The following is a 10,648-nucleotide window of genomic DNA, read 5'->3' on the forward strand; positions in this document are numbered from 1 at the left end:
TCATCTCACCACTCCTAGTACGCGAGCGACCGGTCGACGGCGTCGAGGATCCGGTCCACGCCGGGCAGGTACTCCTCCTCGACGCGACTGGGCGGGTAGGGCATGTCGTAGCCGGCCACGCGCAGCACCGGCGATTCCATCACGTAGAACAGGTCCTCGTGCAGCTTCGCGGCGATCTCCGCGCCGACGCCGAGGGTCTTCGGCGCCTCGTGCACGACGATGGCGCGCTTCGTGCGCCGCGCCGACGACTCGATCGTCACCCAGTCGAGGGGGCTCAGCGTGCGCAGGTCGACGACCTCGAGCGACGTGCCCTCCTCCGCCGCCACGGCGGCCGCGTCGAGGCAGGTCTTGACCATCGGGCCGTAGCACAGCAGGGTGGCGTCGGTGCCGTAGCGCGACACCTGGGCCTGGTGCATGGGGGCGGGCCGGGCCGTGAAGTTGACCGCGCCCTTGACGTGGTAGCGGCGCTTCGGCTCCAGGAAGACGACCGGGTCGTCGGACTGGATGGCCTGCTGGATCATCCAGTAGGCGTCGTTGGCGTTGGAGCAGGCGACGACCTTGAGCCCAGGCGTGTGCGCGAAGTAGGCCTCCGGGGACTCGGAGTGGTGCTCGATCGCGCCGATGCCGCCGCCGAACGGGATCCGGATCACCATCGGCATGGCCGTGTGCCCGCCGGTCCGCATGTGCATCTTGGCCACCTGGGTGACGATCTGCGAAAAGCCGGGGAAGACGAAGCCGTCGAACTGGATCTCGACGACGGGCCGGTAGCCGCGCATCGCGAGCCCGACGGCGGTGCCGATGATCCCGGACTCGGCCAGCGGCGAGTCCACGACGCGGTTCTCGCCGAACTCCGCCTGCAGGCCCTCGGTGATGCGGAAGACGCCGCCGAGCTTGCCGATGTCCTCTCCCGCGAGGAGGACCTTCGGGTCCGCCTGCAGCGCGCGGCGTAGCCCCCGGTTCAGGGCCTTGGCCATGGTCAAGGTCTCGCTCATGCGTCCTCCTCCAGGGCGGCGGCGAACTCGGCGTACTCGCGGCGCTGCGCCTCCAGCGCCACGGTGGGCTCGGCGTAGACGGTGTCGAAGAGGCGCTCCATCGTCGTGGCCTCGAGCGTCGGGATGGCGGCCCGGGCCGCGGCCCCGAACTCCTTGGCCTCCGCCTCGACGGCGTCCTGCCACGCGTCGTCGATGGCGCCCATGCCGCGCAGGTAGGTGGTGAGGCGCGCGATCGGGTCGCGGCCGCGCCAGGCCTCCTCGTCGGCGCGCTCGCGGTACTTCGTCGGGTCGTCGGAGGTGGTGTGCGCCCCCATGCGGTACGTGAACGCCTCGATGAACGCCGGCCCGTCGCCCGCCCGCGCGCGGGCCATCGCCCAGTCCGTGACGGCCTTGACCGCCAGCACGTCATTGCCGTCCACCTGGACGCCTGGGAAGCCGAACCCCCGGGCGCGCTGGTACAGCGGGATCCGCGACTGCAGGGCGATGGGCTCGGAGATGGCCCACTGGTTGTTCTGGCAGAAGAACACCACCGGCGCGTTGTAGGAGGCGGCGAACACGTACGCCTCGTTGACGTCGCCCTGGCTGGCGGCGCCGTCGCCGTGGTAGACGATGACGGCGGCGTTGTCGTCGTCGCGCTCGTTGCCGACGGCGCCGTCGAGCTGCAGGCCCATGGCGTAGCCGGTGGCGTGCAGCGTCTGGCAGCCGATGACGATCTGGTAGTTCTTGAAGGAGTCGAGTTTCTCCCAGTAGCCGCCGTTGGAGCCGCGGAAGAGCGACAGCATGTTGGTCACCGGGACTCCCAGCACCATCGCGACGGCGTGCTCGCGGTAGGACGGGAAGACGACGTCGGCCGGCCGCAGCGCGTGGGCCGAGCCGACCTGGGCGGCCTCCTGCCCGATCAGCGGCGTCCACAGCCCCAGCTCACCGTGCCGCTGGAGGGCCGTGGCCTCCGCGTCGAACCTGCGGGCCAGGATCATGTCCTTGAGGTAGCCGACCAGGTCCTCGGTGGTGCCGTCGAACCGGAACTCGTCGTGCTCCACTCGGGTCCCGTCGGGGGTGAGCAGCTGAACCATGTCGTCGCTCTGACCGCGCACGCGGCCTCCTTCCAAGTTACGTTTCCGTAGCTTACGCAAGCGTAGCTTACGGGGTTTCGGGTCGATAGTTGTGACGCAGCGGGTACCCGGGGTGGCGGCGCGGTGACGGCAGCGTTAACAACACGCAAACGGCTTGACGGCACCGATGCGGGCGTCAAGAGTGGGCGCCAATGGCCCGTTTTGTTTCGCGGCGGGCCGGTCCCCGCTCCCTATCCCACGGAGAGACATGATCAGAACAACCAGGAGGGCGACGGCGACGTTCGCCGCGACCGCCCTCGTGGCGGGCAGTGTCGCCCTCACCACTTTCACCCCCGCGTCGGCCGCGCCGGGCGAGTGCGTCGCCCCCACAGGCGAGATCACCGTCTTCGGCTTCAACGACTTCCACGGGCGCCTGTCCGAGGCCGCGCAGCTGTTCACGCCGGTCGAGGAGGCGCGCGTCGCCGTCGGCGAGGACAACGTGCTGCTGCTGAGCTCCGGCGACAACATCGGGGCGTCGACGTTCGACTCGATGATCCTCGACGACACGCCGACGCTGGACGTCCTCAACGCCATCGGCCTGGACGCCTCCGCCGTCGGCAACCACGAGTTCGACAAGGGCTGGAGCGACCTCAGCGGGCGCGTCGTGCCGCAGTCGGACTTCCCGTACCTGGGCGCCAACGTCTACACCGCCGGCACCACGACAGTGGCGGCTCCGCTCCAGGCCTACGAACTGTTCGAGAAGGGCGGCGTGACCATCGCGGTCGTCGGCGCCGTGACCGACGACGTGCCGAGCCTCGTCTCCCCCGCCGGCATCACAGGCCTGAGCTTCGGCGACCCCGTCGAGGCCGTCAACCGGGTCACGGATCAGCTCCTCGACGGCGACGCCGCCAACGGTGAGGCCGACGTCGTGCTGGCCTCGTTCCACGAGGGCGCGGCCGACGGCGACGCCTCCGCGGCGGACAACGCGGCGGCCTCCACGGCCTTCGCCTCGATCTACCAGGACGTCGACGCGCGCGTGAGCGCGATCTTCAACGGGCACACGCACCAGGAGTACACCTGGACGACGGACGCGGGCGTCCCGGTCGTGCAGGCGGGGTCCTACGGCTCGATGCTGGCGCAGCTGGTGCTGTCGGTCGACGACACCACCGGCGCCGTCTGCGGCGCGCCCGAGGTGAGCCTGGTCGAGGTGCCGGAGGAAGCCGGGACGTCGGCCCGCCTGACCGAGGTGAGCGAGATCGTCGCCGCCGCCTCCGAGGAGGCCGGCGTGCTGGGCGCCGAGGTGATCGGGGAGGCCTCCGAGGCGGTCTCCACCGCGGGCGACGGCACCGCCGGCACCCGCGACCAGGAGTCGCCCATGAGCAACCTGGTGGCGCAGATGTTCGCCGAAACCCTCGGCGAGGACGATCCGGAGTTCATCGGGGTCCAGAACCCCGGCGGCACCCGCGACTCCTTCGACGCCGGTGAGGTGACCTACCAGGAGGCCGCCATGGTCCTCCCGTTCGCCAACTCCCTGTTCACCACGGAGCTGACCGGCGCCCAGGTGAAGACGATGTTGGAGCAGCAGTGGCAGCGCAACTCCGACGGCGAGGTGCCGTCGCGGGCATTCCTGCAGCTGGGCCTGTCCGACAACGTCACCTACACCTACGACGAGTCCCTGCCGGAGGGTGAACGCATCACGTCCATCATGATCAACGGGGCGCCCATCGACCCCGCGAAGGTCTACACCGTGGGCAGCGGATCGTTCCTCATCTCGGGCGGCGACAACTTCCACGTGCTGGCCGACGGCGCCAACACCCGCGACACCGGCCGCGCGGACCTCGAGGCGTGGGTCGCCTGGGTGGCCGAGCAGGGCACGCTGTCGCCCGACTACTCCAAGCGGGGGGTCTCCGCGTCGCTCCCGGAGGGTGCCCTCGTCGAGGGCGGTGCGGCCCTGACCTACACGTTCGGTCAGCCGCTCGCGGGCGGCGTGGCGCCGCAGACGCTGGACATGTACCTGCTGGAGGGCGACAAGGTCTCGCCGGTGCTTGAGAACTCGGCGATCACCGCGTACGTCGGTGAGGTCGTCGTCGGCACCGCGACGGTGACCGACGGTGTGGCGACCATCCAGGTGGCGCTGCCGCAGGACGCCGACGTCGAGGAGGGCGAGCAGCTCGTCCGCTTCGAGGTGGCCGAATCGGGCACGGAGATCCTCGTGCCCGTGACAGTCGAGCTCGCCGACGGCGCCCCCGTCGACGACGATGACGAGCCCACACCGCCGGTCGTCCGGCCCGGGCTGCCCTCCACGGGCAACTGACCCATCACGATTCAGGGGGCCGGGCACTGAGCCCGGCCCCCCCTCATCGTTCTCCAGTCCGGTCAGCCGGCCAGCGTCGCGACCAGCACCGCCTTGATGGTGTGCATCCGGTTCTCCGCCTGGTCGAACACGATGCTCGCCTCGGACTCGAAGACCTCGTCGGTCACCTCCACGCCCTCGATGCCGAACTCCTCCTTGAGTCCGCGCCCCACCGTCGTGGCGAGGTCGTGGAAGGCCGGCAGGCAGTGCATGAACTTCACGTCCGGATTGCCGGTGGCGCGCAGCAGCTCGGCGTTGATCTGGTAGGGCCGCAGGAGCTCAATGCGCTCGGCCCACACCTCCTTGGGCTCGCCCAGCGAGACCCACACGTCGGTGTAGACGAAGTCGACGCCGGCGACACCGGCCGCCACGTCGTCGGTGACGGCGATCCGCGCCCCCGTCGTCGCGGCGAGGCGGCGCGCCTCGGCCACCACGTCGTCGGCGTTCTGCTGCGCGACCGGCGCCACCATCCGCACGTCCATGCCCATCAGGGCGCCGCTGATCAGCAGCGAGTTGCCGACGTTGTTGCGGGCGTCGCCGAGGAACGCGAAGGAGATCTCCTCCAGCGGCTTGCCGCTGTGCTCGATCATCGTGAGCTGGTCGGCGAGCATCTGCGTGGGGTGCCAGTCGTCGGTGAGGCCGTTGTAGACGGGCACGCCGGCGTTGGCGGCCAGAGTCTCGACGATGTCCTGCCCGGCGCCGCGGTACTCGATGCCGTCGTACCAGCGGCCCAGGACGCGGGCGGTGTCGGCGGCGGACTCCTTGTGTCCGATCTGCGACCCGGAGGGGTCCAGGTAGGTGGTCATGCCGCCCTGCTCGGCGACGGCGACCTCGAAGGCGCACCGGGTCCGGGTGGAGGTCTTCTCGAACAGCAACGCGACCTTCTTCCCGACGAGGCGGCGCTCCTCGCGTCCCTCGCGCCGCTGCAGCTTGAGCTCGGCCGAGAGGTCGAGCAGGCCACGCCATTCGTCGGGGGTGAAGTCCAGCTCCTTGAGGAAGCTGCGGCCGCGCAGGCTCATCGTCGTCGCCTTTCCTGGATCGGGTCCGTGAGGACCCACAGGCTACCGCCCCGCGTGCGCCCGACCCCGGGTGACCGCCGCGAGCACGCCGTCGACGGCGGCCTCGATGTCGGCCAGCGTCTCCTGGAAGCCGTCCTCGGTGCCGTACCAGGGGTCGACGAGCGACTCGCCCTCCGGCTTGTCGGGGTTGAAGTCGTTCAGGAGCACGAGGTTGGTCGCGCCCGGCGCGATGCGCTGCAGCCGCGAGACGTGCATGGGCTCGGCGGCGACGACGAGGTCCGCCGAGGCGATGTCGCGGGCGCCGATCTTCCGCGCACGATGGCCGGAGGCGTCGTAGCCGTGCTGCTCGAGGATCCGGGCGGCCCTGCGGTCGATGGGGTTGCCCTCCTCCTCGCTCGAGACGCCGAAGCTCTCGATCCGCACGTCGAGCCCCAACTCGTCGGCCCGACGGCGTGCCACACGTTCGGCCATGGGTGACCGGCAGATGTTGCCCCAACACACGAACAGAAGCGTTGCCATGACGTCCACGATACCCAGGCACGGCGCGAGCGCCGAGTCGGCGGGGTGCGGGTAGGATGAGGCGCTGTATGCAGTGAAAGCAGACGGGGGACGGTCATGCAGATCTTGGTGGTGGACGACGATCAGGCGGTGCGCGACTCGCTCGCCCGGTCGCTGACGTACACCGGCGACGAGGTGCAGACCGCCGCGGACGGCGTCGAGGCCCTAGCCAAACTCGTCAGCTACACGCCCGATGCCATCATCATGGACGTCATGATGCCGCGCCTCGACGGCCTCGAGACCACCCGCATGTTGCGCGAGGGCGGCAACGACATCCCGATCCTCATCCTCACGGCGCGCGACGCGGTCGGGGACCGGGTGGACGGGTTGGACGCCGGCGCCGACGACTACATGGTCAAGCCCTTCGCGCTCGACGAGCTGCTGGCCCGGCTGCGCGCCCTGACGCGGCGCTCGAAGCCGGCCCCGGAGGCCGAGTCCAAGGTCCTCACGTTCCAGGACGTCACGCTCGACACGCAGCACCGTGAGGTCACGCGCGGCGGCCAGCACATCTCGCTCACGCGCACCGAATTCGCCCTGCTGCAGGTCTTCATGGAGAACCCGCGCCGGGTCATGGAACGCAACACACTGCTCAACGAGGTGTGGGGATTCGAGTTCCCGACGACGGCGAACTCGCTCGAGGTCTACATCGGCTACCTGCGCCGGAAGACGGAGGCGGGAGGCCGCCCCCGACTCATCCACACGGTACGGGGGATCGGCTACGTCCTGCGTGAAACGCCCCCGTGATCGGGAGCTGGTGGATCCGCCTGCGGCGCGGGATCGGCCGGCTCGTCAGCGGGCAGTCGCTGCAGTGGCGGCTCGCGCTGCTCACCGGCGGCAGCGTCGCGCTGTCCGTCCTCGCGGTGGGGGCGACGTCGTACGGCGTCACCCGGTGGTCGCTGCTTGAGCAGCTGGACCGGGAATTGGTCGGTGTCGCGCAGACCGCGTCGCAGACCATCTCGTCGAACGTGTCGAACATGGGCGGCCTGTCCGCCGACATGCTGGGCGCGTCCAACGGCCTGCTCGCGTTGGTGTCCGCCGACGGCGTGGTGAAGCAGGTTCCGGGGCAGCCGGTGGCGCTGCCGGCCGGGGCGGAAGAGATCACGATCGCGCGGATGCAGAGCGGGTCGTCCGCGCGGACCGTGGACGCCGACGGCACCGCCTACCGCATCGTGTCGGTGCCCATGACCGTCGACGCCGACCATTACGCGGTCATCTACGGGCGGCCCACCACCGCGCTGGAGGCCACACTCGGCTCGCTGTGGATCGTGCTGCTGGCGGCCGGGCTGCTCGGCATCGTCACGACCACCGTCGCGGCGCTGTGGGCGGCACAGGCCGTGCTGGCCCCCGTCCGGCGACTGTCGCAGGCGGTGAAGTCCGTCACGCAGACCGACCAGCTCAACCCCATCCGCATCTACGGCCGCGACGACCTGGGCGAGCTGACGAAGTCGTTCAACCTCATGCTGCGCTCGCTGCAGACGTCGCGGGAACAGCAGCGCCAGCTCATCGCCGACGCCGGCCACGAGCTGCGCACGCCGCTGACGTCGATGCGCACGAACATCGAGCTACTGCTCGCCGACGACAAGTCCGGCATGCTCCCCGAGGGGGCCCGCTCGGTGATCCTCGGCGACGTCGCGGCGCAGCTCGGCGAGTTCTCCGCCCTCGTCGGCGACCTCGTGGCCCTCACCCGCGACGACCACCTCCAGCGCCCCCACGAGCCGCTGGACATGGCCGACGTGACGGAGGCAGCAGTCGAGCGCGCGCGCCGTCGCGGCCCTGGCATCAGGTTCGACGTCGCGCTTGAGCCGACGCCGGTGATGGCCGACGCCGCGACGCTGGAGCGCGCGATCACCAACCTGCTCGACAACGCCGTGAAGTTCTCCCCCTCCGACGGCACCATCACGGTGACGCTCGAGGACGGGACGCTGACCATCGTCGACGAGGGGCCGGGCATCGCGGAAGAGGACCTGCCGCTGATCTTCGACCGCTTCTACCGCTCGGACCGCGCCCGCAACACGCCGGGCACGGGCCTCGGGCTGTCCATCGTCGACCACACCGTGCGCGCGCACGGCGGGTCGGTGCGCGCCAGCAACGACACCGAGCGCGGCGCCAAGTTCGTGATGCGGCTGCCGGTCATCACCGAGACGGCCGAGCCGACGCTGTGAGGTCCGTGGCGTGACGGTTGCGCTCACCCCCGCGCAGCGGCGCGGGCTGTCGGTCGGCGTCGCCACGGGCCTGTACGGGATCTCGTTCGGGGCGCTGGCGGTCGCGGCGGGCCTGTCGGTGGCGCAGGCGTCGGCCCTCAGCCTGCTGATGTTCACGGGCGGATCGCAGTTCGCGTTCGTCGGCGTCGTCGCGGGAGGCGGGTCGCTCGGCTCCGCCACCGCCGCCGCCTCCCTGCTGGGTGTGCGCAACGCAATCTACGGCGTGACGGCCAACGCGATGCTGCGGCCGCGGCGCTGGCGACGCTTCGCCGCAGCGCAGGTGACGATCGACGAGTCCATCGCCACGGCGTCGGCCGCGGAGGACGCTGACGAGGAGCGTCGCGGGTTCTGGGCCGGCGGCCTCGCGGTGTTCGTGCTGTGGAACCTGTTCACGGTGGTCGGGGCGCTCGTCGGCGACGCGCTGGGCGACCCGGCGGCGTGGGGCCTCGACGGCGCCGCGGTGGCGGCCTTCCTCGGCCTCCTGTGGCCACGGCTGCGGGGCCGGGACCCGGTGGCGGTGGCGGTCGTCGCGGCGGTGGTCACGGTCGCGGTGGCGCCGGCCGTCCCGCCGGGCATCCCCATCATCATCGCGGCGGCGGTCGCCCTCGCCATGACGGCCGCGCAGCACCGGCGTCGCGCCGGGAGTGGGGCGGTGCGGCCGTGAGCCTGTGGCTGTGGATCCTCGCCGCGTGCGCGATCGCGTACGTGACCAAGCTCGTCGGCTACCTGCTGCCGGCCTCGTGGCTGGAGAACCCGTGGGTGTCGACGCTCTCGCACGGGGTCACCGTCGGGCTGCTCGCGTCGCTGGTGGCGGTGAACACCTTTGTCTCCGGGACGTCCATCGTTCTCGACGCGCGGGTCGTCGCGCTGGGGGCGGCCGCCGTCGCGCTGCTGGTGCGGGCGCCCTACCTCGTGGTCGTGGTCGTCGGGGCGGCCGCGGCTGCGCTGGCGCGCCTGGCCGGCATGGCTTGAGCGGGTTGTCCACAGGGTTGCGCACAGCTGTGCACAGGTTACGCCGGTGTAATTCTGCCTCCACTTTCCCCGACGCTCGCTATGTTCAGGCAGATGACGGCCTACTGGGAGATCCGAACGCAGCGCCTGCTGATGCGTCGCTGGCGCGCCAGCGACAGGGCTCCCTTCGCGGCCATGAACGCCGACCCCGAGGTCATGCGCTACTTCCCGGCCGCGCTGGATCGTGCCGACAGTGATCAGCTCATCGACCGCATCGAGGAACGCTTCGAGTCCCAGGGATTCGAGCTCTGGGCACTCGAGATCCTCGACAGCGGCGAGTTCATCGGCTTCACCGGACTCAACCCCATGCCAGCAGATGTCCCGGGCAGTGGCGATCAGGAGGTCGGTTGGCGGCTCGCTCGCCGTGCGTGGCACAAGGGCTACGCGACGGAAGCAGCGCGCGCGGCTCTCGACGTCGGGCTCAATCAGCTCGGGCTACCGGTGATCTGGTCGATGACTGCCGTGATCAACCTGCCCTCGCAGGCTGTGATGCAGCGGCTCGGGATGGTTCCCCACCGGCTCTTCGACCATCCCAGAATCGCGATGGGCAGTGCGCTCCGACCCCACGTCGTCTACCGGATCGGACAGCCAGCCACTGAGTGAGGGACATCGTGCAGTTGGCCGGGGTTCTACCGGTCCGGCCGGGTGGTGACGACGACCTTGCCGCGGGTCCCGCCGGCCAAGACCTGCTTCAGCGCCTCGCGGGTCTCGTCGAACGGCAGGACCCGGTCGACGACAGGGCGCAGCACGCCCTGGTCGACCAGGCCGGCGATCGTGCGCAGCGCCTGGCCGGCGGGATGGATGAACAAGAATCTGTAGGACACGCCGAGCTTCCTGGCCCGTCGGCGAAGCGGCAGGCTCAGGGCGGCCAGCGCCAGCTTGACGAGCTTGCCGGCGCCTGCCTGGTCCGCCAGGTGTGGGTCGGGCGTACCGGCGATCCCGATGACGGTGCCGCCGGGGCGTAGCACCCGCAGCGACTTGGTGGTGGTGTCGCCGCCCTGGGTGTCCAGGACCAGGTCCACGGGGTTACCTGCGAGGCGCGCGACGAAGTCGTCGGTGCGGTAGTCGATCACCTCGTCAGCGCCCAGCTCGCGCACGAACTCGGCATTGCCCGCCGAGACGGTGGTGACCACGCTCGCGCCGAGGTGCTTGGCCAGTTGGACCTGACTTGGCTCACCATTGCCGGATCTGGGGGTCGAGTTCACGTTGACTAGGGGTTCGTGTCCGTGGGGTGTGCACTAATCGGGGTTGGTTCTAGCCTTGGTGGCATGTCTCCCTACGTGCGGACGGTCAAGACCGCCAGCGGCGCGACCGCCGTGCAGGTGGTCTGGTCCAGGTCAAGCCCCGTGGAGTGGTGTAGCGGGGGTTCCTTCGTTTAGGCAGTGAGGGCGAGGGGTTCGGTCACCTCCTCGGTGTTGGTGCCGGGGAGGGTTGTGAGGCGGCAGCGGGTGAGGATGTCGAG

General features: G+C 70.4%; 11 protein-coding genes. 6 read left to right on the plus strand and 5 right to left on the minus strand.

Annotated elements, in window-relative coordinates; genetic code table 11:
• Positions 1-14 precede the first annotated feature (14 nt).
• Entirely contained in the window at positions 15-992 is a 978-nt protein-coding gene (locus BCR15_RS08415; protein WP_068751736.1) for an alpha-ketoacid dehydrogenase subunit beta, read from the minus strand.
• The gene (gene pdhA, locus BCR15_RS08420) at positions 989-2,086 is read right to left on the minus strand and encodes a pyruvate dehydrogenase (acetyl-transferring) E1 component subunit alpha (protein WP_228383451.1); all 1,098 of its coding nucleotides are present in this window, start codon (positions 2,084-2,086) and stop codon (positions 989-991) included. Before pdhA ends, BCR15_RS08415 begins: the two co-directional genes overlap by 4 nt.
• A gap of 226 nt (positions 2,087-2,312) precedes the next feature.
• Between pdhA and BCR15_RS15280 the strand changes: the two genes are divergently transcribed.
• Positions 2,313-4,358 carry a bifunctional metallophosphatase/5'-nucleotidase gene (locus BCR15_RS15280; RefSeq protein ID WP_176715208.1) on the plus strand — a complete coding sequence of 682 codons (2,046 nt, stop codon included), beginning with the start codon at positions 2,313-2,315 and terminating at the stop codon, positions 4,356-4,358.
• A 62-nt stretch (positions 4,359-4,420) separates the two neighbouring features.
• Here the strand turns inward: BCR15_RS15280 and argF are convergent, their stop codons facing one another.
• Both argF and BCR15_RS08435 read right to left on the minus strand, forming a co-directional pair.
• On the minus strand, positions 4,421-5,416 hold the full coding sequence (argF, locus tag BCR15_RS08430) for an ornithine carbamoyltransferase (protein WP_068751738.1): 996 nt from the start codon (positions 5,414-5,416) through the stop codon (positions 4,421-4,423).
• A gap of 42 nt (positions 5,417-5,458) precedes the next feature.
• Positions 5,459-5,935 (minus strand): low molecular weight protein-tyrosine-phosphatase, encoded by a 477-nt coding sequence (locus BCR15_RS08435; RefSeq protein ID WP_078920430.1) that lies wholly within the window; start codon positions 5,933-5,935, stop codon positions 5,459-5,461.
• A 96-nt stretch (positions 5,936-6,031) separates the two neighbouring features.
• On the opposite strand from BCR15_RS08435, the gene BCR15_RS08440 reads away from it, so the two are divergent.
• The 5 genes from BCR15_RS08440 to BCR15_RS08460 all read left to right on the plus strand — a co-directional run bounded on the left by BCR15_RS08440 (position 6,032) and on the right by BCR15_RS08460 (position 9,789).
• Positions 6,032-6,718 carry a response regulator transcription factor gene (locus BCR15_RS08440; RefSeq protein WP_068751740.1) on the plus strand — a complete coding sequence of 229 codons (687 nt, stop codon included), beginning with the start codon at positions 6,032-6,034 and terminating at the stop codon, positions 6,716-6,718.
• A 32-nt stretch (positions 6,719-6,750) separates the two neighbouring features.
• Positions 6,751-8,136 (plus strand): HAMP domain-containing sensor histidine kinase, encoded by a 1,386-nt coding sequence (locus BCR15_RS08445; protein ID WP_408647392.1) that lies wholly within the window; start codon positions 6,751-6,753, stop codon positions 8,134-8,136.
• 10 nt (positions 8,137-8,146) lie between these two features.
• Positions 8,147-8,839, plus strand: coding sequence for an AzlC family ABC transporter permease (locus BCR15_RS08450; protein ID WP_068751742.1), 693 nt, complete (start codon positions 8,147-8,149; stop codon positions 8,837-8,839).
• Positions 8,836-9,147, plus strand: coding sequence for an AzlD domain-containing protein (locus tag BCR15_RS08455; protein WP_068751743.1), 312 nt, complete (start codon positions 8,836-8,838; stop codon positions 9,145-9,147). Before BCR15_RS08450 ends, BCR15_RS08455 begins: the two co-directional genes overlap by 4 nt.
• 93 nt (positions 9,148-9,240) lie before the next feature.
• The gene (locus tag BCR15_RS08460) at positions 9,241-9,789 is read left to right on the plus strand and encodes a GNAT family N-acetyltransferase (protein WP_068751773.1); all 549 of its coding nucleotides are present in this window, start codon (positions 9,241-9,243) and stop codon (positions 9,787-9,789) included.
• Positions 9,790-9,815: 26 nt separating this feature from the next.
• Here the strand turns inward: BCR15_RS08460 and BCR15_RS08465 are convergent, their stop codons facing one another.
• On the minus strand, positions 9,816-10,391 hold the full coding sequence (locus tag BCR15_RS08465) for a zinc-binding dehydrogenase (protein ID WP_078919800.1): 576 nt from the start codon (positions 10,389-10,391) through the stop codon (positions 9,816-9,818).
• Positions 10,392-10,648 lie beyond the last annotated feature (257 nt).

Origin of the sequence: Tessaracoccus lapidicaptus (genome assembly GCF_001693815.1) — a bacterium.
Taxonomy (GTDB): domain Bacteria; phylum Actinomycetota; class Actinomycetes; order Propionibacteriales; family Propionibacteriaceae; genus Arachnia; species Arachnia lapidicapta.